25 protein-coding genes are annotated in these 23,409 nt (G+C 55.4%); 15 read left to right on the top strand and 10 right to left on the bottom strand.

Annotated features, from left to right (window positions below; genetic code table 11):
• The 9 genes from PAT3040_RS39025 to PAT3040_RS25620 all read right to left on the bottom strand — a co-directional run.
• A partial coding sequence (locus PAT3040_RS39025) for a rhamnogalacturonan lyase family protein (protein WP_444980825.1) occupies positions 1 to 1,199 on the bottom strand: 1,199 nt, incomplete at its 3' end.
• Positions 1,196 to 3,814 carry an exo-rhamnogalacturonan lyase family protein gene (locus PAT3040_RS25655; protein WP_108994919.1) on the bottom strand — a complete coding sequence of 873 codons (2,619 nt, stop codon included), beginning with the start codon at positions 3,812 to 3,814 and terminating at the stop codon, positions 1,196 to 1,198. The genes PAT3040_RS39025 and PAT3040_RS25655, both read right to left, overlap by 4 nt.
• A complete protein-coding gene (locus PAT3040_RS25650) occupies positions 3,811 to 4,506 on the bottom strand; it encodes a DUF1961 family protein (RefSeq protein ID WP_108994918.1) in 696 nt (231 codons plus the stop codon). Before PAT3040_RS25650 ends, PAT3040_RS25655 begins: the two co-directional genes overlap by 4 nt.
• A gap of 17 nt (positions 4,507 to 4,523) precedes the next feature.
• Positions 4,524 to 5,795: a hypothetical protein gene (locus PAT3040_RS25645; RefSeq protein ID WP_108994917.1), complete on the bottom strand. Its 1,272-nt coding sequence runs from the start codon at positions 5,793 to 5,795 to the stop codon at positions 4,524 to 4,526.
• A 68-nt stretch (positions 5,796 to 5,863) separates the two neighbouring features.
• Positions 5,864 to 7,426 carry an extracellular solute-binding protein gene (locus tag PAT3040_RS25640; RefSeq protein ID WP_108994916.1) on the bottom strand — a complete coding sequence of 521 codons (1,563 nt, stop codon included), beginning with the start codon at positions 7,424 to 7,426 and terminating at the stop codon, positions 5,864 to 5,866.
• A 60-nt stretch (positions 7,427 to 7,486) separates the two neighbouring features.
• A complete protein-coding gene (locus PAT3040_RS25635) occupies positions 7,487 to 8,371 on the bottom strand; it encodes a carbohydrate ABC transporter permease (RefSeq protein ID WP_087568099.1) in 885 nt (294 codons plus the stop codon).
• 21 nt (positions 8,372 to 8,392) lie between these two features.
• Entirely contained in the window at positions 8,393 to 9,319 is a 927-nt protein-coding gene (locus PAT3040_RS25630; RefSeq protein WP_246608902.1) for an ABC transporter permease, read from the bottom strand.
• Between the two features lie 206 nt (positions 9,320 to 9,525).
• On the bottom strand, positions 9,526 to 11,853 hold the full coding sequence (locus tag PAT3040_RS25625; protein WP_108994915.1) for an AraC family transcriptional regulator: 2,328 nt from the start codon (positions 11,851 to 11,853) through the stop codon (positions 9,526 to 9,528).
• Positions 11,854 to 11,977: 124 nt separating this feature from the next.
• Positions 11,978 to 12,643: a rhamnogalacturonan acetylesterase gene (locus PAT3040_RS25620; RefSeq protein ID WP_108994914.1), complete on the bottom strand. Its 666-nt coding sequence runs from the start codon at positions 12,641 to 12,643 to the stop codon at positions 11,978 to 11,980.
• A gap of 238 nt (positions 12,644 to 12,881) precedes the next feature.
• Here PAT3040_RS25620 and PAT3040_RS25615 point away from each other — a divergent pair, with 238 nt between their 5' ends.
• On the top strand, positions 12,882 to 13,451 hold the full coding sequence (locus PAT3040_RS25615) for a methylated-DNA--[protein]-cysteine S-methyltransferase (RefSeq protein WP_108994913.1): 570 nt from the start codon (positions 12,882 to 12,884) through the stop codon (positions 13,449 to 13,451).
• A 129-nt stretch (positions 13,452 to 13,580) separates the two neighbouring features.
• Positions 13,581 to 14,780, top strand: a complete 1,200-nt coding sequence (locus PAT3040_RS25610; protein ID WP_087568280.1) for an MFS transporter — start codon at positions 13,581 to 13,583, stop codon at positions 14,778 to 14,780.
• Positions 14,781 to 14,842: 62 nt separating this feature from the next.
• Here PAT3040_RS25610 and PAT3040_RS25605 read toward each other — a convergent pair whose 3' ends face one another.
• Positions 14,843 to 15,229 carry a DnaJ family domain-containing protein gene (locus PAT3040_RS25605; RefSeq protein WP_108994912.1) on the bottom strand — a complete coding sequence of 129 codons (387 nt, stop codon included), beginning with the start codon at positions 15,227 to 15,229 and terminating at the stop codon, positions 14,843 to 14,845.
• Positions 15,230 to 15,333: 104 nt separating this feature from the next.
• On the opposite strand from PAT3040_RS25605, the gene PAT3040_RS25600 reads away from it, so the two are divergent.
• The 13 genes from PAT3040_RS25600 (at position 15,334) to hxlA (ending at position 23,408) form a co-directional block, all read left to right on the top strand.
• Complete coding sequence (locus PAT3040_RS25600; protein ID WP_087568105.1) at positions 15,334 to 15,657, top strand: ArsR/SmtB family transcription factor; 324 nt, start codon at positions 15,334 to 15,336, stop codon at positions 15,655 to 15,657.
• Between the two features lie 17 nt (positions 15,658 to 15,674).
• Entirely contained in the window at positions 15,675 to 16,157 is a 483-nt protein-coding gene (locus tag PAT3040_RS25595; protein WP_108994911.1) for an SRPBCC family protein, read from the top strand.
• Positions 16,158 to 16,471: 314 nt separating this feature from the next.
• A complete protein-coding gene (ybiA, locus tag PAT3040_RS25590; protein WP_108994910.1) occupies positions 16,472 to 17,035 on the top strand; it encodes a riboflavin biosynthesis intermediates N-glycosidase in 564 nt (187 codons plus the stop codon).
• Complete coding sequence (locus tag PAT3040_RS36545) at positions 17,032 to 17,289, top strand: poly(ADP-ribose) glycohydrolase domain-containing protein (RefSeq protein WP_146200552.1); 258 nt, start codon at positions 17,032 to 17,034, stop codon at positions 17,287 to 17,289. The genes ybiA and PAT3040_RS36545 overlap by 4 nt, the downstream gene beginning before the upstream one ends.
• Before the next feature lie 49 nt (positions 17,290 to 17,338).
• Complete coding sequence (locus tag PAT3040_RS39020) at positions 17,339 to 17,488, top strand: poly(ADP-ribose) glycohydrolase domain-containing protein (RefSeq protein ID WP_258235152.1); 150 nt, start codon at positions 17,339 to 17,341, stop codon at positions 17,486 to 17,488.
• 204 nt (positions 17,489 to 17,692) lie between these two features.
• Positions 17,693 to 18,034: a zinc ribbon domain-containing protein YjdM gene (locus tag PAT3040_RS25580; protein ID WP_108994908.1), complete on the top strand. Its 342-nt coding sequence runs from the start codon at positions 17,693 to 17,695 to the stop codon at positions 18,032 to 18,034.
• 181 nt (positions 18,035 to 18,215) lie between these two features.
• Complete coding sequence (locus PAT3040_RS25575) at positions 18,216 to 18,746, top strand: hypothetical protein (RefSeq protein ID WP_108994907.1); 531 nt, start codon at positions 18,216 to 18,218, stop codon at positions 18,744 to 18,746.
• Between the two features lie 26 nt (positions 18,747 to 18,772).
• Positions 18,773 to 19,276, top strand: a complete 504-nt coding sequence (locus PAT3040_RS25570; RefSeq protein ID WP_108994906.1) for a hypothetical protein — start codon at positions 18,773 to 18,775, stop codon at positions 19,274 to 19,276.
• 380 nt (positions 19,277 to 19,656) lie between these two features.
• Entirely contained in the window at positions 19,657 to 20,481 is an 825-nt protein-coding gene (locus tag PAT3040_RS25565; RefSeq protein ID WP_181376828.1) for a helix-turn-helix transcriptional regulator, read from the top strand.
• A gap of 113 nt (positions 20,482 to 20,594) precedes the next feature.
• Complete coding sequence (locus PAT3040_RS25560) at positions 20,595 to 20,975, top strand: VOC family protein (protein WP_108994904.1); 381 nt, start codon at positions 20,595 to 20,597, stop codon at positions 20,973 to 20,975.
• Between the two features lie 12 nt (positions 20,976 to 20,987).
• A complete protein-coding gene (locus PAT3040_RS25555; protein WP_108994903.1) occupies positions 20,988 to 21,647 on the top strand; it encodes an AlkZ-related protein in 660 nt (219 codons plus the stop codon).
• Between the two features lie 253 nt (positions 21,648 to 21,900).
• A complete protein-coding gene (locus PAT3040_RS25550; RefSeq protein WP_087568113.1) occupies positions 21,901 to 22,251 on the top strand; it encodes a winged helix-turn-helix transcriptional regulator in 351 nt (116 codons plus the stop codon).
• Positions 22,252 to 22,772: 521 nt separating this feature from the next.
• A complete protein-coding gene (gene hxlA, locus PAT3040_RS25545) occupies positions 22,773 to 23,408 on the top strand; it encodes a 3-hexulose-6-phosphate synthase (RefSeq protein WP_087568114.1) in 636 nt (211 codons plus the stop codon).
• Position 23,409: the final 1 nt, after the last annotated feature.

Raw genomic sequence — 23,409 nt, 5'->3', positions numbered from 1 at the left:
ACGACCGTCGACCTCGTGTAGTAGCCTCTCGCGAAGATGGCGGACGGCTTCTCGCCGTCCAAATAGGCAACGCCGGCGAGGAAACGGTCGACCCGGTTGCCGGGCTCGATGCGATTCCACGCATAATCGCCCCACATCAGCCCGTCGTCATGCCGGCCGGGCTTGTAACGGACGGTCTGCAATTCTTCACCCGTCCCGCCGCGGAATACGGTCAAATATTCAGGGCCGTCCAGCACGAAGCCTTCGATTCCCCGCAGCGCGTTGCGGCTGCTTCGGCCGGGCGCGTAGACATCCATCATATAATCCGCCAGCTTTTCCGCATCCTCGCGGGTCAAGGGATAATCGTACTGTTCCTCGATGCCGAAGCATGCCTCCAAGGTAGCCGGCCAATGGCCGTCCGTCACCTCTTCGTGCCGATGCCAGCGCATGAACAGCGCTACGATATGAGCATAGTAGTCCGAGCTGCTCATTCGGTAATCGTCCTGGTGGCTATAGCCGGCGGCGAGATCCTCTTCGGGCATGGTGATGTACGTCTCCGCGGTTCTGTTATCCTGTCCTTCGTAGCGTACCGTCTTCGTGCCGGGAGCCGTCTTCATCATCAGCTCCGCGCGGCCGTCGCCGTCGAAGTCGAAGACGAGGAACTGCGTATAATGCGCGCCGGCTCGTATGTTGACTCCGAGATCGATGCGGTACAGCAGCGTCCCGTCCAGCTTGTAACAATCGATATAGACGGGCCCGGTGTAGCCCGAATGCGAATTGTCCTTGGCATTGGAAGGATCCCATTTCACGAAAAACTCATATTGCCCGTCGCCGTCGACATCTCCGACGCTCATGTCGTTGGCGGAGTAGGTGTAGGTTTCTCCCCTTGGCGTAACGCCGTCCGCGGGTTTACGGAGCGGCAATTCATAATAATTGTCCCGCCAGGGCTTAACGGTCTCGCCGCGCTCCGTCTCGCGACCGTCTACAACCGCGCAAACCTCGTATTCCGATGCCGCGCTTCCGCCGCGGTCGAGATAATTGGTGCTGTCGTTCACGGCAGCCAACAGGGCACCGTCTCGATAGACATGGAAGTCCGTGCCGGTCAGACCGCGTTCGCCATGCCCCGTGGCTTCGCTCGTCAGCAACCTCCAGCTGAGGAAGACGCCTTCGGACGAGCACATGGCGACCAGTCCCCGGTCCAAATGCTCCATCTGCATCATGTTAGATTCTCCTCCTTATGCTCGGCAATGGATTCGGGCACTTCGTCCCCGATGAGTTCCAGACAGACGATTGTATTAATAGACCATTGCGAGACCGTGTTCGTGGAGATCCAAGGTATTTCGGTAATCTCCCGGACAAACGACTGGCGGGGCACTTCCCGCGTCTCGAGCGGGATTTCCACGCTCCAATTGTAAGGGCTGCCCAGCAGATACTCCCATGCCTGCCTGGCAAGCTCGCCGTTCCCCGTCCGGCGGGCCGCGAAAGCCATCATGGCGGTCGACAGCATGGGGATGTTCCAATCCTTGCCCTGCAGCGTGCCGCCTGAACGGCGGATCTTCTCTTCCTTCGGCAAATTGTAGAATTCCCCGTATTCGGCCAGCATGGCGTCCCAGTCCGGATCTTGCAGCAGATGGGCCATCTCCGCCCAGACCTGCGCCCCGCCCATGCAGATCATGAGGTGGTGGCCGTAATTTTCATGGCCCATGAACAGGAGCTCGCCGGTCTTCGGCTCGTACCCGAAAACGGGACCGGTCAGCAGTCGGTTGGGCATGGCTTTCAAGCTCGCGATGCCGCGCAGCATCTTGTCGCGGTAGGCAGCGTCTTCGTACCGCTCCCACTGGACGAGCCAGTTGGAGCAGAACGCCGCCCAATCCGGTCCGCTTCGGGTATGCGTCGGGAATTCGTCCTTGGCGAAATAAGACCGCATGGGGTCGAGCCGAAGCGTCGCGTAATCGGAATCCTTGACCTCGTCCATGATATCGCCGATCCGCTCGTCCGCCGTCAAATAATAATAAAACTTATGCAGCCCCGCCATGCCGATTCGCGCCTCCTTGCAGCCGCAGCCGAAGTGGAGCACGTTGTGCCTGGAGCCAAGCCCCGCGTATTCGCCGATGTGGTAGAGGTCGACCTCGCTCGTATGGCGGGTCATCGCTTCCGCCAGACGGAAGATATCGCCCCGGCCGGAGCGGAGGAACATATACCACAGCCAGATGTTCGGAGCGAGCTCCGTATTCTGCCAGGCGCAGCCTCCGATATCGTATTTCCAAGTGTGCCGCACGGGGTCGTAGCTGTGCATGACGTCGCCGTAGTCCCAGAAGCCGTACCAGCGGCGCTGCTCGATCTCCTCCTGGTAGAAGGAGATCAAGCCATCCAGCGTGTCTTCCAGCTGGGACTTCACGGGCGTGGAGCGATTCGGCAGACTCCAGGACCCCAGTGCGCGTGTTTCCCGGTAGCGCGTGGGCTCGCAGACCAACAGAGGCGGAGAATCCTTTATCCGTACCATGGCATCTAGCATATCGCGATTCGGCGTAGACTCGCAGCACCAAAGCGTCAGCTCGGAAGTGTTGCCAATGCCGTAAGGCGTGCTGCGAAGCTCATCCGCTCCTTCGTAGCAGGAGACGACGTGCGTATCGGTATCGTAGTGCCGCAGATCCATGGCCGGGGCGTCCGGCGACCAAAACCAGAAGGTGAGGTTCGCCTCGTCTCCCGTTAGTCCTTTCGCTTCCAGAGCGGAAGGGTGCTTCTCCCAGAAGCGGCGGACGCCGATCGCCAGTCCTCCATAGTCCCCGCCGGCATATAACAGTCCGGCGGCTCTTCTGCCGGATACGGAACGGATCCAGCTGCAGCCTTCCTTCGTCCGCTTCAGGATGTCATAGCTGTCGGAGGACGACTGGACCAGCTTGAAATCTCCCCATTCCGGCGAATCCGCAAGGAGACTCGGCAGTTCGGCATCCTGCGCAGGGTCAAGGGCAATCGGTAATCCCGCGGCTTGAAGCTCGTACAGCTCGCGCTGCCTCTCCGGCAAGCGGAATGTCATGAGTCCCTTGGGGGACTCTCCGAACCAGCCCGTGTCCCCGGCAAGGCGGACATGACGGTTATATAACGGGCCTTTCATCGGAACGAAGAAAGTAATGCCCAAGCTCTTAATATAGTCCTGATGGGGGTTGCCGTCATAGAGGAAGGTATGAACGATGGAAATCGAACGCTGCCCGGCATAGAAGACGAGTCTCAGCGTGAACGGGAGCCACCTGCGGCTGCTTATCGATAATTGATGGCGGCCCCGTATGGCAATAACCGCGCGAATGGGGCCGCTCTGTTCCACGGCTGCATGCTCGACGACGCTGTTCATCGGCTCTTCCACGACGGTTCTATGGCCCGAGACGGCATGATGCTCCTCGCGCATGCCAACCAGCCTGCCGTCCGAGCATACCGTTCTTTCGCCGATCCGCATCTCTTGGATCACGGAGGGCCCCGAACGATTCGCCCGGCAGACGATGGCGCCGGTGTCCACCTCGATATGCTCCGCCGTTTTCCGTATGACGATTCTTTCGGCAGGCGCAAGGGGAGAGCTTTGTCCCTGCTCCAGTATATATCCGTCCTCCCGATCCTCTTGAAGCGATGCCGCATGAGCCGTCCATTTCACGCTGCCGTCCGGCCAATAGGCCGTTGGCCAGCTTTGCATAGCCACGTTGGCGCCTTGCAGACCGCGCAGCCTGATAGGCGTGCGGCGATCCAGCTCGCCTTGCTTCCAGGGCGCGCCCCAGACGACGCCCGCAGGCAGGGCGGGCCGCCCTTCAAGCCACGACAAGGCTAGTTTGCCGCTGTTACCTGTCATTCCATATCGCTCCTTTGCAGCCGGTACACTTCCAGCTCGGAATATTCCGCAATCATGGGCGCCATCTGCCGGAAGCCGAGCAGGCCGCGCTCCAGCACGGGACCGTACGTCACCCCATCGTCAAGAAATTGAAATATCAGAAGCTCATCAATGTAAAACCGGATCAGGGAGCTGCGCTTCGTCACCTGCATACGGTAAGGCGGATCGCAATCCGCGATAGAAGGAAGCGGGTCCGCGCCTTGCGCCACGAGATGGAAGCCATGGCTTTTGCGCAGATTGCAGGTCTGAAAGCGGCGTTCTTCGGCATAGCTCCTGCGGAAATAAGAAATATGATAAGCGTTCAAGTCCCCGCTATGATACTGGTCATACTCGCCGCTTCTGGGACGCAGAGCGGGGTCGAACAGGTCCTCGCCGCCTCTCCCTGCGGCGGACAGGATGCACAGCCCGGGCTGGCGAATGGGCCAGAACTTCCATCGGATGGCGATGTCGCCCTGGAAGTGCTCCCTGCACCAGTACACGATATTGGCGGCTTGCCCATCCTTCGGGTCCCGCCTGCTCTCGAGCCGAAGCCTTCCAAGCGGGAAGCTGGCCATCCCGTCGCCCTCCATGACGAAGTCCGCGATGTCTTCGGCGCAACCCAGCGGGTTGGCATAGAGCAGCTCCCCAAGCTCGGCGTCGTCCCGATCGTCCATTGCCCATGCCCCCTTCCTCAGCGGTACTCTCCGCCAGGATATAGCGTAGAGCTGTACAGACGTTTGGGCTGGGGCAATGGCTCTCCCGGCCGACGTGGAGTCAGCCCCATCGGCATGCTGGCATAAATCCAGGCCGTAGAATGGTTATAGACCAACACCTGCTCCCGCCCCGACCCTGCCAAGTCCGCGTGCGCGACATAGCCGTCGGCCGGGAACTCGACTACGGCTTCCATATGGCCGTCATACAGCGTTGGCGGGACGCCGCCTCCCCGGCGGTAGGCCAATATATAATCCAGCGGCCCGTCATCCCAACGGGAGAGCGTCTCGATGATGGTCAGCCAGCCGCTGGTCTGCCGGTCTTCCTTCCACACTTCCGCGCCTTGGGAATCCAGCAAAAACAGGCCGTCCTTGCCGCTTTCGGAGAATGCCTCGCCCGTGTCCCCGCGCCTAATCCGGTCGAGACCGGCAATCTGCAGTCCCGGCAGGTCGCTCCTGAATTTGCCAAGCGCAATGTGCTGGGATTCGATCGACCCTTCATAACGCCATAGCTCCTTGCCCTGGCCGTCATACATGACGGTTACGCTCCCGCCAATGACGATCTGTACATCTCCTCTGCCCAGAACGTCGCCGACCCATATGCAATCCGCGTGGTCCTCCAGATTCCGTGCCGACCAAAGCTTCTTGCCGTCATGATCCAGCAGGTCGTAACCCGCCATGACTTCGTCGCGGCCGTCCCCGTCGGCATCGAATACCCAAGGGAAGTGGCCGGGGTTGCCTGTGTACGTCCATAAGAGGTTGAGCTCGCGATCAAGCGCCCATAACGTTCGGTACCGATCCTTCAGAATAATATCCGAGGGATAGGCCCCGCCGCTGAGATTAGCCAGGATGATGCAATCATGCGCGAGCTCCGAGGGCAGTCCGAAGGAACGTTTCTCCTGACCGGTACGACCGTCCAGGATGAAGAAGCGCTTGTTCATGACGCACAGCACCTCGCAGCAGCCGTCGCCGTCAATATCGTAGAGCTGCGCCGGATAATCCGAGCCCGGTCCCCCGCAATTGGGATCGGGCGTTCCGACCTGCCACAGGAGGCGGCCGTCGAGATCGAAAGCGGTCAAGCATTGGACCTGATGGGGTACGTACCGGTCATCGATGCCCCCGTCGGGCTGGACCATGACGATTTCCATGCGGCCGTCTCCGTCCAGATCGCCGAGCAGCATTTTGTTGCGCAGCCCTGCCTGACTAATGTCCAATTGACGGACTAGAACGGGAATTCTATCTTGCTGGCTCATGCCGATTCGCCTCCGATGTAGCAATGGACAGTGCGGCGAGTTGCTCGCGGCACTGTCCATCGTCATTTTTATTGCTGGGATTCCTTGTGGAGCTTGTTGATTTCCGCGATATAATCGTTTCCGCCTGTCGTCTTCCACAGCTCGATGGCCTTGTCGAGGCCCGCGTCGTCTATTTGGCCGACGATGTATTGGATGCGGGCATCCGCGATGATGTTGTCAAGCTGCTGTCCCTTCTGCGCGTACACCTCGGAGACCAGCGGCTGCGCCGGGTTGGCGACGACGATGCTTTCGTTGGCCGCTTGCACCTCCGCGATCATTTTGTTGATATCCGTTTGCTCCAGCGTTGCCCCGACCGGACCGATGAACGTCAGCATTTGGTTCAAACCGTTGTATTGCTGAATGAGACTGGCATCCAGATTCTCCTTCGGCGCGATATAGCCGTCCACCATGTCGTAGTGAACGCCTTCCATGCCGTAGCCGAGCAGATCCTGCATCTCCACGTCGCTCAGCTTGTCAATGAAAGTCAGAACCTTCTTCAATTCCTCCTCCGTCTTGACGGCGGATTTCGATATCGCGAGCATGCCGGCATAACCGGTTGTCGGCATATCCCGATGGCCCTTCGGCCCGACCGGCGCTTGGTAGACGTTGGTGTAGGAGCTGTCTCTTGGCGCCTTTTCCTGCATCGGGCTATTGAGGCGGCGAGCATTATCCGCCACGTCCACAAAGGCGCCGGCTTTTCCGTTTACGAAGGGATCGTTCCACACGGCGGAATCCATGACGGCGAAATCCTCGTTAACAAGTCCTTCCTCATACAGCTTGCGGAAAAACTGCAGCGCCTCCCGGTATTCCGGCGTCATGTGCGTCGGCACCAAATTGCCGCTTCCGTCGTCGCCCCAGCCGTTCGGAGCCCCGAACCAGACCTGCATAATGTCCCAAGGTCCCGCGTATTTCGTGATGACGACGCCGTACGTATCGTCCTTGCCGTTTTGATCGGGATCGTTTTCCTTAAAAGCCTTCAGCACGTTGTAGAACTCGTCGATCGTCTTCGGAGGCTGCAATCCGAGATTTTCCATCCAAACCTGATTAAGAGTCACGCCCATCCGGCCCAGCACGCGGCCCCGGTAGACGCCGTAATTTTTGCCGTCGATGGAGGAGTTGTTCAGCACGATGTCGTTGGCTTGGCTAAGGTTCGGGTAATCCTTCAGGTAAGGACCCACCTCCCAAAACGCGCCGGCGCGGGCCGAACTGATGAAGCTTGGCGATTTGTCCACGACCATGATCGTAGGCAGCTGGCCGGAGGCGAGCGTAATGTTGACTTTGTCCGGATAGGAGCTGTTCGGCACGAATTGAATGTCCAGGTCGGTGTTGGTGTACTCCTCCAGCTTCTTGATGACCGGGCTGTCGGCTTTCGGCAGGTTGGTATCGAAGGATTGCATCATGATGCTGATCTTGAACGGTTCTTCCTTTGCGTTCCCGTTGCCTTCGGAATTGGCGTTCGTGCTTTGCGGCGGAGCGCTCTCCGATTGGCCGTTCGATCCCCCGTTCCCGCCGGAACAGGCCGATATGGCCATAACCGAAGACAGGGCGAGTAATGCCAAGCTTTTTTTCAAACCGGTTGCTTTCTGTTTCATTGATAACCCTCCTCGTTATTGAATGGTTGCTTTCTATAGATTTCACGCGAATGCGCTCATCTAGCCTTTGATGGAGCCCAAGAGCACGCCCTTGGCGAAATGCTTCTGCAGGAACGGATAGACCAGCAGGATCGGCAGCGTGCCGACGACGATGACGGCCATCTTGACGGATTGATCCGGCGGCTCGATGAAATTGGGATCCATGGCGCCCATATCGCCCGCGGCGAGCTGCGACAGCATGACGATCTCCCGCAGGATGACCTGGAGCGGCCACTTGGTGTGATCGTTCAGGAACAGAAGCGCCGAGAAAAAGTTGTTCCAGTGGCCGACCGCGTAGAACAGGCCGAACGTGGCGATAATGGGTTTCGACAGCGGCAGCGCGATGCGCCATAGGACGCCGAGGTCGGTACAGCCGTCGATCCGGGCCGATTCCTCCAAGCCGGGAGGAAGCTGCTGGAAGAAGTTTTTGATAATGATCATGTTAAACGCGCTGATGGCGCCGGGCAGAATGACCGCGGCATAGGAATCCAGCAGCCCGAGCTCCTTCACGACGAGATAACCCGGGATCATGCCGCCGCTGAAGAGCATCGAGAAGATTACGAGGTTCATGATGACGTTGCGTCCCATTAAATCTTTGCGGGAGAGCGAATAGGCCATCGTGAAGGTAAACGCCAGATTGGCCAGCGTGCCGGCGATCGTAATGATGACCGAGTTGATCAAGCTGCGGCTAATCGTATCCGTCGAGAAAATGTATTGAAACGCCGCGATCGACGGATCCCTCGGGAAGATAAAGAATTCGCGTTCCATCAGCTCCACTTCCGTTGCGAAGGAGCCGGCGATAATGTAGACGAACGGCAATACCGTCACGAGCGACAGTAGGCCGAGAAGCAGGTAATTAAAGCCGTCGAACAATTTCTCTCCGAGCGAGTCGTGCTTGCTGTTCATTCTTGTCTCCTCCTCTCCGCCCTAGAATATGCCTTCTTGTCCGAATCGCTTGGCGAGACGGTTGCTGCCGTAGATGAGCAGAATGCCGACGACCGACTTGAACAAGCCGATGGCGGTGCTATAGCTGAAGGCTCCTTGCGTGATGCCGACGAAATAGACGTACGTATCGAAGACGTCCGCGACGGACCGGTTGAGCGAGTTGGTCATCAGGAAAATTTGCTCGAAGCCGTTGTCCAGGAAGCTTCCCAGCCGCAGGATCAACAAGATGACGATCGTGCTGCTGATGGCGGGAATCGTAATATAGATCAGACGCTGGAAGCGGTTCGCGCCGTCGACGACCGCCGCTTCGTATTGCTCCATGTCGACGGAGGCGAGCGCGGCCAGGAAGATGATCGTGCCCCAGCCGGAATCCTTCCACATCATCTGAAGGATGATCATGGGCCGGAACCAGGACGGATCCGCCAGAAAGTTGATCGATTTGCCCGTAATCGAGGCGACGAGCTCGTTGATGATGCCGCCCGACGTGGTCAGGAACACGTAGGTCATACTGGCCACGATGACCATGGAGACGAAGTGCGGCACGTAGACGAGCGTTTGAACGATTCTTTTGAAATAGGCCAATCTCACTTCGTTCAATAATAACGCCAGAATAATGGGCGCCGGGAAGAAGAAGATCAGATCGTATACGGCCAGGATCAGCGTGTTCCGCAGGAGCCGGAAGAAGTCGGGATTGGCGAAAAAATTGCGGAAGTGCTCGAATCCAACCCATTCGCTGTTCCAGAAGCCCAGAAACGGCTGGTAGTTCTGGAAGGCGATAAGCACGCCCCACATGGGCAAATATTTGAACACTAGGAAGTATAGCAACCCCGGAAGCAACAAGAGGTACAACCATTTGTCTTTTTTCAGCCTCGACAGCCAGCGTCTCCGTTTGGGGTTGCCCCGCGTCATGGATATTTTGGAATCGGAAGGAAGCGCCGTGTTCATTCACTCACCCTTTCTGTATCGATTGCGCCAAGATGTCATCGCTTACATTTCCCAGTATCGCTCCATGGCGAAAGACAATCAATTTCACATTTTTGCATAAGAAAAGCCTTGATTATCAAGGCTTTTTCGAAGGTATGGAACTTTGTTGCCGGAGTGGTACTCTCTTGTTGTCAGCCTTCCGTCTGCTCTCTGAACTGCCCCGGCGTAAGGCCGACCTGCTTCTTGAAGATGCGGTTGAAGTAGCGCTGCTGATAGCCGACCTCGCCGGCGATGTCATTGATTTTGAGATCGGTCTCGCGCAACAACGTCTTGGCTTTATCGATCCTCAGCTCCGTTACGTAATCAATGAAATTGATGCCCATGAATTGCTTGAAATATTTGCTGAGCGTATAGCTGTTCGTCCCGGCCAAATCCGCGCATTGCTCAAGCGAAAGATCCGACGCGTAATGGGCGTGGATATAGTCGATCGTCGACTCCACGAGCCGCTTGAGCTCGATATTGGCTCTGGCGTCCCTCTCGTCGATGAAAGGCAGAATGACTTTCCGCTTCATCCAGCCCAGCATCTTCTCCGGCTCGCGGATTTGCGAAAGCTGGCCGAACATATTCTCTCCGCCGAACAGCTGATGGGGACTTAGGCCGGACTGCAGAATGGCGTGCTGGATCGTCGCGAACAGCTGCAGCATGCTTTGCTGGACCAAAATTTCGGTGCCGCGGGCGGACAGCACCTCCTCCAGGAACAAGGTAATCAGCCGCTCCGCTTCCTCCTTGTCGCTCGCTCTCATCGCATGGACGATGTCCCGTTCCAGCGCGAACGGGTAATGGAACTCGCTGCCGTCCGCATGGGCGGTCAATTGCTCCATATCGATCAACTGATTCTGATTGACGAATTTGCGGTAGCCCGTCGCGCGCTCCACTTCCATATACATGTCGGGAATGAGCTGAATCCTCTCCATCGCTCCGCTGAACGTAATCGTGACTTGCATATGGATAATGCCGTTGATGGCTTTCGTAATTTCTGTCCCCAGCGATTGAATCCGTTCGCCGATGGGCTCTCCGTCCGGATACATGACGAGCACCGCTACCGTCAAGTCATGGAAGTTCATGACGCTGAACTGCTCGAAGTGCTGAGCGGCAAGCTCCTCGATAATATTGGAGGCCGTGAAGGTCACGAGACTTTCGTCCCCTTGCGAGAACCGCTCGGTCAGAATGTCGTACCCCGTCAGCTGGATATGCAGAATTCGGAATTGATGGTCGTCGGTATCCCAGCCGTAGAGCTTCATTCTGCTCTTCAAGTCCTTCTCCGTGTAGGAAGCGAGATGTCCTTGCAGCAATTGAAGCAGGAAGCCCGAACGGACATGGGTCCGTTGTTCGTCGAGCCGATTGCGGAGATTCAAGCTTTCGTCGTGCAGCTGGTTCCACTGGTTCTCCAAAAATTGAAATTCGTCCATGCCACGGGCAAGATCTTCGCCCTTATGCCACTTAAGGCTGTTCAGCAGCCGTTCGACCGGCAGATAGACCCGCCGGGAAGCAAGCCAAGAGAGCAGCAGCGCCAGGACCAGTCCCGATGCGCTGACGAGGAAGATCGTGTTGGAGAGCTTCACCACGGAGGACGTGATGGTCGTGATCGGCGTAGCCGAAATATACGTCCACTCCGTGGACAGGCGGGTCAGCTTCCCGTAGGATACGGAATACGTGACGTCGTCCCGGTTGAACAGGAAGGTGCCGGACGGCTCCTCCCGGCCCAGCACTTCCGCGCGAAGACGCTCGTTGACTGCCGTTTCTTCGGCATGGTCGGCGACAAGCACCTCGCCTTTCTTGTCTAGAAGCATGGTGAAGCCTTGGTTGTAGGGAGTCATGGTCTTTAGCAGGTTCAAGACCTTCTCCCGCTTAAGCTCAGTGACGAGTACGCCAAATGGCGTGCTGCTGTCGCCCGGAATTTTGTGGACCAGCACGATTGGAGTGTCCGCGTCCTGCGCATTCCCTTCGGCGGCAGGCAGCCAATCCGTCCAATAAATATTGGTTCCCTCCGCTATGATCCGCTCAAAGCCGTCAATCTGAACGCGGTCGCTCAGCTTATAGAACTCGGGCTGGAACAGCACCGTATTGTGTCCGTTAATGTAGAGCTGCACTTGATTGATGAGCGGGTGGGAGCCTTGCAGCATAAATAACGTCTTCGTAATATCGTAGGTTTCTCTGAATTCATAGATGAAATTCATATCCTTCAAGCCGGATCCGAATCGTGGATTAAACGCCCAATGGGAGATGTCCAGCTCCACGGATCCGAACTGGTCGTCGATGTTCTGCGCGCGTTCCTTAATCTGATTCTGGTGCAGGTCGCTGATGTTCTTTTGCATCGGCCCTACCGCGAATCCGTATGTCGCTAGGGCGATGATCAACCCCGGTACGCTTGCGGCGAATAAGAACCAAGTAAAGCTTTTTCGGTAAAAGCTTCTATTCTTTCTTCCCGTTCTCGCGTAGCCGCCCATTCGCTGGAGCATGAACTCCCTCCGTTCCGAATCAATTATAGGGAACCGCTTTCAAGCGCGGGCAGAAATCTATCCCGCCTGTGCTTGTAAAGTATATCTGATCAAAGTGGTTCTTTCCATGAAATAATTGGAGGGATCAGTTGGTATCGGCAGCAGCGTATACACGGGGCAGGATCCGCAAGCTCTTCAGTTGATCCGCTAAGAGCTTCGCCATTCGGCGTGCCCCGATTTCGGTGAAATGGGTGTGGTCGGTCCCGTTGACGGAAACCATAAAAAACGACTTTGTCTCCTCGTAGCCGACAGAAGAGTAATAAGCCAGGCTTTCCGTCATCAGATCGGCGAGGAGGACATTCTCTTCGGCAGCAAGCTGCTTCATAGCCATGCAGTAGTCCGGAAAATCGTTTAAGAACTCTCCGTTTTCATAGTGCAGCCGGCCGACCGGCGTGATCAGCACGGGGATGGCCCCCCGGCTCCGGGCGCCATCGATGTACATCTTTAAATAAGATGTATAAGTCGAGAAAGGTTCGGTATAACGCTCCGGCCTGCTCTTCGTGGAATCGTTGTGACCCATCTGGACGAACAAATAATCACCCTTGCCGATCTCTTCCAGAATGGTCTGCAGCCTTCCTTCCTCGACGAACGTCTTCGAGCTTCTGCCGCCAATTGCGCGGTTCGCAAAGCGAACCTCCTTCGTAAAATATTCGGCGATATATTGGCCCCAGCCCGCCTGCGGCGCATGCTCCGGCTCATAGGTTTGTACCGTGGAATCTCCTGCTAGAAAGACGTTAACTGTATGTTGCATCACTTCACCCCTATAAAGACTATTGATTACATGATTACGCGCATATTGTAAGCGTATGAGCTATCCCCTGCAATTGCACTTTTTTGCAATTGGAAACGCGCCGCGCCGTTCCGTTAGCCAATCCAACCCCCATGCGGACAAATATAAGTCTCTCTTCTTGCTTGGATGTTTATTAGCTGGTATTGTGGGTTAATCGGACGTTAAAGGATATATCCTATCGAGCAGAGGAGATGGTGGCATGACATCGCAATCGAGACAACGTACGAGCGTGTATTGGGATATGTTTATCCATCCCGCATTCGGGGATCAGCCGATCTATGTAGCGGCGACGGAGGAAGGCTTGTGCCAGATCACCTTTCCGCATGAGCCGTTCGAATATTTGGTTGCTTCTGTTAAGAAACGAGTGGCGGATGCCCAACTGGTCCAAAGCATGGAACAATTGCGTCCCTATTGCACGCAATTGAAGGAGTATCTTGAAGGCGAACGCAAGGCATTTACGGTTCCGGTGGATTTCCGGGGCACCGAATTTCAGAATGACGTCTGGCGCGAACTCGTCCGAATTCCTTTTGGAGAGACTCGGAGCTACTCCGATATCGCTATCGCGATCGGCAGAGGGAAGGCCGTGCGGGCCGTCGGCGCCGCCAATGGCGCCAACCCCGTGCCCATCGTCGTTCCTTGCCACCGAGTTATCGGGAAGAACAACACGCTTACGGGCTTCCGCGGCGGGCTCGCCATCAAGGAAACGCTGCTTCGGCTGGAAGGCGCCGGGTCGTATAAAGCAAAAGGGCATCAACGCTACTTATTTTAGGGGCAGCAGGGGCAAGCCCAGTCATTTTGCTCCAACCATAGAGAGAAGATAAACAACGGGAGAAGGGACAACGTGGAGGGCACCAACAGCAGCGGCAAGAGCAAGAGAAAATACAACAAGATTTATGTCATGCAGCTCGCAACGATTTTTATTGGCTTTGTTATCTTCGGTTTTTCGGAAAATATTAAAGGGCCGGCCATACCGCGCATTCAATTCGACTTCCTGCTTAATGAATCGCAACTCGGCACCTTATTGGCGCTTAATTCGCTCGGCTATTTGCTCGCCTGTACGTTTACCGCCTATTTGACCCGATTATGGGGAATCAGATGGGTTACGGTTGCGGCATTCGCGGTAATGGCGGCGTCGGGCGTATTTATTTTCGGCTCGCAATATTATCCTGCATTCTCGGCTTCTTACTTCCTGATGTACATCGGCAACGGGATGCTGGAGATCGGCCTGGCTATTCTGGGGGCGCGCATCTTCGTCAAAAATACGGGGACGATGATGAACCTGACGCACGGCTTCTATGGACTCGCTTCGACGGTCGCGCCTCTAATGGCGACCGGGTTGATGGCGGTGACCGTTAATGGCCACACGCTGGATTGGCGCGGGATGTACCTCGTTGTCCTGCTGCTCTCTGTCATACCGCTGGCCATCGCCATGTTTACGACTTTCCCGGGCGACGAGGTTCGGCATGAGGAACGTATTCCGTTAAAGCGGCTTATGAGGGACCCGGTTCTCTGGCTCATGATCTGCGTGCTTACCTTCGGGGTCGTATCGGAACTGGCGGTCGGAGGCTGGCTGGTTAACTTCCTGGAGAAGGCTTACGGCTGGGACACGGTCAGCGCATCGGGCATGCTGTCCGCGTTTTTCCTTTGTTTTGCGCTGGCAAGGCTGCTGCTAGGACCGCTGACAGACCGAATCGGCTTTACGGTGTCGCTGATCCTGTTCTCGTCGTTCTCTGCGGCATGCACGTTCGTCGCCATCTTCGGCGGGGAAAAGCTTGCGTTCTTCTTTGCTGCGGGCGGGGTAGGCATTGCGATGATCTATCCTACGGTTATGGCGTTTATTGCGCGCAGGTACCCTCGCGAGAGCGACATGGCCATTACGTTCACGGTGACGGTTATGGGCGTCGGGAGCGTGCTGGGCAACTATTTGATCGGAGGCGTCATCGAGCTTGTTAAGGGAATGGTAGGCGCGGAGACGCAAGAGGGGCTGTTCCGGGGCCTTCAGGCCGGCTACGGCGTGATCGCGCTATGCGCGGCGTTAAGCGCGGCCTCGGGGATCATCTTGTATGGGCTGTTGGCTAGAAGGAAGGAAGTTATATAAGGGTAATGATCCAGCGGCTTCGCACTCTGTTATCGGGGGCGAAGCCGCAGTCGTTATCGGTTCTATTCGGACTCGTTCTCCGTCAATTTCTGCTGCACCTTGGTTTCGTATTCCGCGAAGGCGCCGGATGCCTGCCAGCCGCGCTCGGACATCAGCGATTGGTAGCGGAGCTTCTTAAGTGACAATTCCCGCTCTAGCTTCTCGCGTTCGGAATCGTTCCGGCAAGCAGCAAGGAGGTCGCCGAGCGTCACCATTTCCTTGCGCAGCTGGATCTCTTCCGGCACGATGCCGGCATTCTTCAGCAGTCGGTAGCTGACCCGCAAGTCCTCGGGGACTACTTCCATGTCGTCAGGCGGGAGCGGCTTGCCCGCGCCGGGAAGATTATCGAACTCGCCTCGGCGAATAGCCTCCTTGATTTTCTCTTCGGCCATTAGGCGCAGAATATCCATGCTATCAGCTCCTTTCGTTCATTGTAGCACAGGAAGGAGGCGGGGCGAGTGGCAGGGCAAACGCATAACTTGACGGAAATATAACTGAATAGTAATATGTTTGTATGAACAGCGACAAACTATTTGAAGTGTTGGCGGAGCCGCATAGGAGGACGATGCTGGATTTGATGCTCGTTCGTGAAAGATCCGTCGGAGAGCTGGTGGAGCTGCTGCCCCTTAGCCAGCCGGGTATATCCAAGCATCTGAGAATATTGCGGGAAGCGGGGCTGGTTACGGCGAGGAAGGAAGCGAAGCAGCACATCTACCGGGTGAATCCAGGGCCGCTGCGGCAAGTCCATGATTGGTTTGCGCCGTACCAGAGGTTCTGGAGCGACAAGCTGGACGAGCTGGAGATGGCGTTGGAGCAGGACGACAAGAAGCCGCTATAGCGAAGAGGAGGCAAACGATGTTAGCCGTTGTCAAACAAACCGAAGAAGGATACGAGGCCAGGTTCGAGCGCAAGCTGAAGCATCCAGTCGAGAAGGTATGGGCGTATCTGACCGAAAATGACAAGCTGAAGAAGTGGTTCTCGGAGCTGCATGTCGAAGAACTCCGGGAGGGAAGCGTCATTAAGTTCGACATGGGGGATGGCACGTTCGAAGAGATGGCTATTCTGGAAGTGAAACGGCAGTCCGTGCTGGAATATACGTGGGGCGAGGATCGTGTGCGCTTCGAGCTCTACCCCGAAGAGGATGGCTGCCGTCTTCTCCTTATTGAGAAAATAACGAAGATTACGGATCACTCGCATCGTGATCTTGCAGGCTGGCATGTTTGTCTCGACGTCGTCGAAGCGCTGCTTGACGGGCGCGAACCCGAGCCTCGCAAAGAAGTCTGGGAGAAAAGACGCGTCGATTATGCCGGAATCATCGGCGAGCTGCCGCGAGAGTAAATAGCAGCAGAAGACGGAACCCGCCAGTCGTAAGCCGAGCTGGCGGGTTTCGTTTTGACGACTAATACAACCATTAAACGCAATCGCTCATTCTCGAAGAATTACGATAGAAGTTTTTTCATTTAAGTGTGCCGCGTCACGGAGGGACAGCTTCAGCCGGGACACTTACCTATAATCAAAAATGACCTTGTGTATGGGAGTTGATCCTGTTATATTTATATTATTAAATTGATAATATCAAAAAAGCGTTATCAATGACTATTCGGAAGCGGCTTGTTTTGCAGGTAGCCATGCGTTACAAGGGAGGGTTATTCATGATTTATGATATCGATTCTTTGCGCCAGTCATGCTCGAAGGGACGAAAGTTCGATTTTCTGTTCTTCTGGGGCCATACGCAGCAAGGAGAACAGGTCGATAAGAGTTGTTTGAGTCAATGGTGGAAGAGTCCATTCGTCATTGAAGGGAGCAGGTACAGCTGCGCGGAGCAATACATGATGGCGGAGAAGGCGCGGTTATTCCATGACGAAGCCTCCCTTGCGACAATTCTACGTACTGGCAATCCCAAGGTGATGAAGGAGTTTGGACGCAGGGTAAGCGGCTTCGATGGCCAGGTATGGGAGGATCGCTGCTACGGCATCGTCAAGCAAGCCAACGAAGCCAAGTTCTCTCAGCATCCGGAGCTGGGCAATTTTTTGAAAGCAACCGGAGAACGCATTATCGTCGAGGCGAGTCCCTACGACCGGATTTGGGGAATCGGTTTAATGCAGGACGATCCCAAGGCAAAGGACCCCCTGCAATGGAGGGGGACGAATTTGCTTGGGTTTGCACTTATGGAGGTCCGAGACATTCTGTTGGGCCGGAAGGAAGTGACGAAATGAATCGCAGAAAAATAGCCCAGGAAACGGTCGATATTCAGCAATGTGGTTTCTACGAGCATGGGGGGCGGAAGATTGAGATAGCGGATGCGCAGCAACGGTCCGAGAAAGGCAGCCGTCTGATTACGCCCGAGCAAGGCGCTGTTCTGGTACAGAATCTTCCGGTCTCGGCAGGGAAGCATAGCGCTCATTATGCCGTGGCCAATGAGGCTACGGTCAAGGCAACGAGTCAAATGGCGGTGTCGGGCAACCGATAAAATCGGGGTGCTGAACTTTGCCAGCGCCAAGAATCCCGGAGGCGGGTTCTTGAACGGAGCCATGGCTCAAGAGGAAAGCCTTGCCGCATCCAGCGGCCTATACGGCACTTTGCTTCGGAACCAAGGCTACTATGAAGCCAACCGTGCCTGCGGCTCGATGATGAATATTGGGTTGAAAGCGATCTTCGATATGCGGTAGCATGGAACGAAGGTCATTTCTCCGAAAGATATGATAAAGGAGATCAAGATGGAGAAGATGGACATCTCGCAACACCTGGTCGGTTCGCTGAAAGAGCTTTGAGAGATGGTGGAGACGCCGGATGAGGGCGTTGCCTTAAAAGGCATCTCGATGATCGACGAAGAGACAATTAATTAACTTAAATGAATGGAGAGTTTTTGAATTATGTCTACGTTACCCCATTGTCCACAGTGCGATTCGCCTTATACGTACGAGGACGGAAGCTTGCTTGTTTGTCCGGAATGCGCCCACGAATGGAACCCGAACGACGCGGACGGGAGCGGCGAAGAAGAGAAAATCGTCAAGGATTCGAACGGAAACGTGCTTAAGGATGGCGATTCCGTCACCGTCATTAAGGACTTGAAGGTCAAAGGCACATCGCTTGTCGTAAAGATAGGCACGAAGGTAAAGAACATTCGGCTCATTGACGGCGATCATGACATCGACTGCAAGATTGACGGCTTCGGCGCCATGAAGCTGAAGTCGGAATTCGTCAAGAAGAACTAACATCGTGCTCCCTCAGCGAGCATCATAGGACGGACGACATCGGACTAACGATGTCGTCCGTTTTGTCATGAGAGCGATTTTCCGCGATTTCGACAATCTTTCGGGAAAACTTACAAAAGTAAATAGGCAAAACGGTGGAAACGTATTAAAATAATGTCAAAAGCATGGAGGCGGCGTTTCTATGTACTATACTTTTTCCGTGAGCGCGAGCCACATGTACCACAGAAAATATTTGGACTTTCTGCTCAGTCACTACGAGGGGCTCGGCATGCCATATTCCTTCCCCGTTTCGTTTAACTTTATAGCAAGCCCGCTGCTGATGGAAGATTCGCGGTGCATTCTCTGTCTGGACGACGAGGGAGAAGCCGTAGGCGCTTTGGGCTACATTCGCGGGACGGGAGAAGGCGATTACGAGGATCGCCATATCTTGCAGCTGCAGGTTGCTTATTTGGTAGAGGAATGCCGGAGGACGCCGGTTTTTTTGCGAGGTTTGCAGTTTCTAACCGAGTATCTCGAAGAAGAGACGGAAGAGGTTGCGGAGCTTGTTTTCTGGACGAAGCAGGATGCCTATTTGGCACGACTGTTCGGGAAGTTCGCGGAGAGGACAAGCGTATCGGGCACGGCTGCCGGCGATTTGTACGCCTATCGGGTCACCTTGGCACAACTAAAGGCATATCTCGGTCGGTTCGCGTCCCGGCCGATCGTTTCCTGATCTTGCAACCAAATGGAGGAAATAGCATGTCAAAGCGGCTGTACGCGAAAAACTGCGAGACGGACTCCGATTATGCGCGATTCGCGAAGTTCTACATCGCCGAGAGCTATCAGTTCGATCGGCAGCTTTCGCTGCTGGAGACAATCGCGCATCTCATGACGACGCTTCAAGACAGCCGCTTTATGCTGTACGAGAACGAACAGGGCGAGCTCGCGGCCTACCTTCAATATCGCTACGAGAGCGATGGAGAAACGGTTTTTATCGATTCCGCGATATTGGCCGAACCTTATCGAAGCAGTTGGATCTTCTACCGCGGATTCGGGGATTGGGTCAGGAAGGTAGAGAGCGATAATCGCGGAGTTCGATTGGTGCGATTTTATGTGCTTGCCAATCAAACGTATCTGAACCGGCTGTATGCCAAGTTTGCGAAGTACGTCGGGGAACGCGAAGGCGGCAACGGCCGCGAAGTCGTTTACGAGACAGCGTTTGCCGATCTTTGGGCTTATTTGAAGGCAGGCGAACGGAAGTAAGTCCATGTTGCCGGGAAAGCCTAAAATCTCGAAAGGAGGTGAAATCCATGGTCATCATGCCTCCGAGCTACGACAAAAAAAACGGTAGCAAACTAGGTAAAATCAGCCTGAAAGAAGCGCTGAAAGCGAGCGAGCAAGTAAGAACGTCCGCAGCTGCAGCAAAGTAATTTCTTGCGCAGCCCGCCGCTTCTGCAAGGGAGCGCAAAGCCCATCCGAACATTCGGACGGGCTTTTGGCGCGTGGCGGCCTGGAGGTGCAAGCGCAGGCTCGGTTCCCGCGAGGCATAGGCGCATAGGGAGTACTGCCGGACGTTTCCTTGCATGGCGACACTATGTTACGCTAGTAACGACGATTCTAAAAAGCAGGGAGGCCTCCGCTGCATGTCAAACTTGTTCCGCCCCGTACAGTCGCCGACTTTGCGAAGCGAGAGGCAGCATTCCGGCTACAGCTATCGGGAGTACGCGCCGAGCGCTTTCTTGGAGCCCCATGTGGCTTGTTATTGGACGGTGGATTTCGACGCGCGATCGGGGAGCCAGCCCCATCGGATTATTCCCGACGGCTGCGTCGATATTATCGTGGATCGCAGGGCGTCCTCCGCCAGCCATGCCGCCTTCGTCACGGGTCTGATGACGAACTGCCTCGTTATCGATCTCGCCTCGGAGCAATCCTCCTTTGGCATTCGCATGTATACGGAGTCCGCTCGCTCCATTCTTCGCGTTCCGGTCTCGGCTTTTGCCTCGGAGCGGGTGTATCTGTACGACATGTGGGGAGCCGAGGGTCTTTTCCTGTCGGAGGAACTGCTGTACGCCAAGGATGTATCGCAGCTGATCGAACTTGCAGAAATCCGGCTTTCGGGACTGCTTTCTCGCTTGGATGTCCCGATGCCCGGCTTGCTTTATAACGGGTTAAACTATATGTACGACTACAAAGGCATATTGTCCCCTGCCCAGCTTGCGGACAAGCTGGGCTTCAGCGAACGCCATCTGCGTAGGGTTTTCGAACGGGAGATTGGCGTCGGTCCGAAGGAGATACTTGGCATTATCCGGTTCCAGAGCATGCTGCGGGAGATTTATGGGGGTGCGGGAGCCAGGATGAGCTACGCCGATCTTGCAGCGAAATACGGTTATTACGACCAGTCCCATCTCATCAAGACTTTCAAACGATATTACGGGTTACCGCCGGGGCAAGTGTGGGCGAAGGAATGAACATGTCCGTTTTTTCCTATTATGCCGGCTGGAATTGAGGTATGATCGGTGTAGAACTGGCGACAATGATTATGCGTCAGTAATACGGAATGCAGCGAAAGGGGAATGAACGGATGGGCATTCGATTGGATATGGTAGGCATCGTGACGAAGGATATGGGCAGGGCGCTTGCCTTCTACCGCTTGCTGGGCCTCAGCATCCCGGAGAACAAGGATAGCGATATGCATGTAGAGGTCGAGGCGCAGGACGGCGTCCGCTTGGCGTTCGACAAACAAGAGATGATAGCGGATATCTATGGCGGTTGGACAGAGCCCGCGGGCCATCGTATCGAGCTTGCATTTCTTTGCGGGAACGCGCAAGAGGTGGACGAGCTGTATCAACGAATCGTGGAGAGCGGTTACGGCGGACATCGCGAGCCGTGGGATGCGGTATGGGGACAACGTTATGCCATCGTGCAGGACCCGGACGGCAATTTGATCAGTCTGTTTGCATAGGGGCGCTTAGAGATGAAGATAACGGAATATGAGGAATTCGTGCAGCTTGTAAAAAAATATAAGATATTTCCTTTCGCGGAGCTGGCTCCCGAGCATCCGGCGCTGACCGTCGTTACCGAAGACAGCGCCTGGCATACGGAACAGGCTACCGATCCCTGGCTTTGGCGCATTCGGATCGCTCAGGAAGGCGTGGCCGCATACGGCAGGTTCTTCGGGACAAAGGCTTCGTTTATCGACAGCGCTTTGTATCCCGCGGTCAGGACGATTCTAACCGGCAACCAGTCCGTCCGCGATCTCTTCGAAGCCGGCTCCATGTCGCGGGCCGCTCATCGGATTTACGGGATTTTGAGCGAGCAAGGCAATACGGACTCCCGTCAATTGCGGAAGGAAGCGGGACTCGATGCCAAAGAGGATAAGAAGGAGTACGACAAGGCGCTGAACGAACTTCAAAGCGGCGGCTACATCGTCATTACCGGCTCGGCCAAGCAGAAGGAGAGCTGGAGCAGCATGTGTTACCAGACGTCGGATTCGTGGATACGATCGGTTCTCGGCGATGTCCGGCAGCTGTCGGTGGAAGAAGCGAAGGCAGAGGTGGGCCAGGCGATCGGTCCAGTCTGCTCCGAGAAGGCTTTTGCGTATTTTGCGAAGAAGCTGGGGTTGGCGACGCGATAGGGCAAGAGCAAATCAATCGAAACGGGCAGTTCCGCACGGTCGACTCATCGGCCTGCGGACTGCCCGTTGTTATTCCATTGCCCAGGGGCGACTTGCCATCGTGTACTTCGCTAGCCTCGTCCTCGGGATCTGTCTGTGGGCTGTTGTGATTGCGGGACGAGTCGGCTATCATGGAAGGACGATTCTGGCAAACAGGCTGCCTATCGTCGCTTGGCGGCGATAGCTTGCGACGAACGGTGGAAGGAGCGACATTATGGGCGATCAGTTGTTTAAGGACTCCGTCGAGACGACGCTAAAGGTGATCGGAGGCAAATGGAAGCTGGTCATATTATGCCATCTGATGGACGGCGCCAGGCGATTCGGCGAATTAAGACGGGGCATGCCGGACATTACTCAGAAGATGTTGACCCAGCAACTCCGCGAATTGGAGGAAGACGGCATTATTCATCGGGAGGTCTTTATGCAGGTGCCTCCGAAGGTCGAATATTCCTTGACCCCATACGGAGGGACGATGGGGGAGGTGCTTCATCTGCTGGCCGACTGGGGGCTGAAGCATCAAGAACGGGTGGATAAGGAGGCTTCGCCAACCTCGAGCGATCATTGATAAGCAATGGATCCTCTAACGACTCGTTAGAGGTCTTGTTCCCATGATAGGCACTGGAGTACTGGTGCTAGTGTGAGCCCTTGGATATTTTTACAAACGGTAGAACAATTGAGCGAATATACACAATTAAGATGGGTAGGGGCAATCTAATCGTACATTTGTACATATATCCACAAATTTTGGTTCAAAAAGGTCCCGAACGAAGATATGAAGCGAGAATTTGTGTATTTTCGTACAATTTGCTGTGCTGGGGTTCCATTTGTTTAAAAAATTGGGGAGAAATGCACAAATGTGCAGAGAGGCCGATTTTCGGCCATGCCATGTACAGCCCCGGCAAAGTCGGAATGCAACGCCCTCCGCCGCCAAAGGTCGGCGTAGCCGTTTCACCTTGATTGACGCTGTTGGTATACAATTGGGAACTACGTCACCGAATAGTGCGTACTGTTCAAGTCTTCCCCGTCGTCATACAATAAGTTGCGTGGTCCACACTTATTAAGATAAACGCGAGGAGTGACTTGTACATGGAATTGCAATTGGCATTGGATCTGGTCGATATTCCGCAGGCCAAACAACTGGTGAAGGAAGTCGAAGCCTATATAGATATCGTGGAGATCGGCACGCCCGTCGTCATTAACGAGGGGTTGCGCGCGGTGAAGGAAATCAAGGAGGCGTTCCCTCATCTGAGAGTGCTCGCCGATCTGAAGGTCATGGATGCAGCGGGCTATGAAGTGATGAAGGCTTCGGAGGCGGGAGCCGACATCGTGACCGTGCTTGGCGCATCCGAAGATATGACGATCAAGGGCGCCGTCGAAGAAGCGCGCAAGCAAGGCAAACAAATTCTGGTGGACATGATCGCGGTTAAGGATCTCGCGGGCCGTGCCCGGGAAGTGGATGCGCTCGGCGTCGACTACATCTGCGTGCATACGGGATATGATCTCCAAGCCGTGGGTCAAAATTCGTTCGCGGATCTGCTCACCATCAAATCCGCCGTCAAACATGCCAAAACGGCGATCGCCGGGGGCATCAAATTAAGCACGCTTCCCGAAGTCATCAAAGCGAACCCGGATCTCGTCATCGTCGGCGGCGGTATTACCGGACAAGCGGATAAGCAGGCAGCCGCGGCGGAGATGCGCCAGCTCATCGAGCAAGGAGCCTAAC

Origin of the sequence: Paenibacillus agaridevorans (genome assembly GCF_003112455.1) — a bacterium.
Taxonomy (GTDB): Bacteria; Bacillota; Bacilli; order Paenibacillales; family Paenibacillaceae; genus Pristimantibacillus; species Pristimantibacillus agaridevorans.
The sequence above is the reverse complement of the archived record's forward strand: the minus strand, read 5'-3'. Positions and strand labels throughout refer to the sequence as shown.

Coding starts and splice junctions, on each gene's coding strand:
- PAT3040_RS25560 (WP_108994904.1), top strand. CDS start 20,595: ATGGGCATTCGATTGGATATGGTAGGCATCGTGACGAAGGATATGGGC.
- PAT3040_RS36545 (WP_146200552.1), top strand. CDS start 17,032: ATGAATCGCAGAAAAATAGCCCAGGAAACGGTCGATATTCAGCAATGT.
- PAT3040_RS25610 (WP_087568280.1), top strand. CDS start 13,581: ATGCAGCTCGCAACGATTTTTATTGGCTTTGTTATCTTCGGTTTTTCG.
- ybiA (WP_108994910.1), top strand. CDS start 16,472: ATGATTTATGATATCGATTCTTTGCGCCAGTCATGCTCGAAGGGACGA.
- PAT3040_RS25575 (WP_108994907.1), top strand. CDS start 18,216: ATGTACTATACTTTTTCCGTGAGCGCGAGCCACATGTACCACAGAAAA.
- PAT3040_RS25655 (WP_108994919.1), bottom strand. CDS start 3,814: ATGACAGGTAACAGCGGCAAACTAGCCTTGTCGTGGCTTGAAGGGCGG.
- PAT3040_RS25620 (WP_108994914.1), bottom strand. CDS start 12,643: ATGCAACATACAGTTAACGTCTTTCTAGCAGGAGATTCCACGGTACAA.
- PAT3040_RS25565 (WP_181376828.1), top strand. CDS start 19,657: ATGTCAAACTTGTTCCGCCCCGTACAGTCGCCGACTTTGCGAAGCGAG.
- PAT3040_RS25645 (WP_108994917.1), bottom strand. CDS start 5,795: ATGAGCCAGCAAGATAGAATTCCCGTTCTAGTCCGTCAATTGGACATT.
- PAT3040_RS25625 (WP_108994915.1), bottom strand. CDS start 11,853: ATGCTCCAGCGAATGGGCGGCTACGCGAGAACGGGAAGAAAGAATAGA.
- PAT3040_RS25650 (WP_108994918.1), bottom strand. CDS start 4,506: ATGGACGATCGGGACGACGCCGAGCTTGGGGAGCTGCTCTATGCCAAC.
- PAT3040_RS25640 (WP_108994916.1), bottom strand. CDS start 7,426: ATGAAACAGAAAGCAACCGGTTTGAAAAAAAGCTTGGCATTACTCGCC.
- PAT3040_RS25630 (WP_246608902.1), bottom strand. CDS start 9,319: ATGACGCGGGGCAACCCCAAACGGAGACGCTGGCTGTCGAGGCTGAAA.
- PAT3040_RS25555 (WP_108994903.1), top strand. CDS start 20,988: ATGAAGATAACGGAATATGAGGAATTCGTGCAGCTTGTAAAAAAATAT.
- PAT3040_RS25595 (WP_108994911.1), top strand. CDS start 15,675: ATGTTAGCCGTTGTCAAACAAACCGAAGAAGGATACGAGGCCAGGTTC.
- PAT3040_RS25635 (WP_087568099.1), bottom strand. CDS start 8,371: ATGAACAGCAAGCACGACTCGCTCGGAGAGAAATTGTTCGACGGCTTT.
- PAT3040_RS25600 (WP_087568105.1), top strand. CDS start 15,334: ATGAACAGCGACAAACTATTTGAAGTGTTGGCGGAGCCGCATAGGAGG.
- PAT3040_RS25580 (WP_108994908.1), top strand. CDS start 17,693: ATGTCTACGTTACCCCATTGTCCACAGTGCGATTCGCCTTATACGTAC.
- PAT3040_RS25570 (WP_108994906.1), top strand. CDS start 18,773: ATGTCAAAGCGGCTGTACGCGAAAAACTGCGAGACGGACTCCGATTAT.
- hxlA (WP_087568114.1), top strand. CDS start 22,773: ATGGAATTGCAATTGGCATTGGATCTGGTCGATATTCCGCAGGCCAAA.
- PAT3040_RS25615 (WP_108994913.1), top strand. CDS start 12,882: ATGACATCGCAATCGAGACAACGTACGAGCGTGTATTGGGATATGTTT.
- PAT3040_RS25550 (WP_087568113.1), top strand. CDS start 21,901: ATGGGCGATCAGTTGTTTAAGGACTCCGTCGAGACGACGCTAAAGGTG.
- PAT3040_RS25605 (WP_108994912.1), bottom strand. CDS start 15,229: ATGGATATTCTGCGCCTAATGGCCGAAGAGAAAATCAAGGAGGCTATT.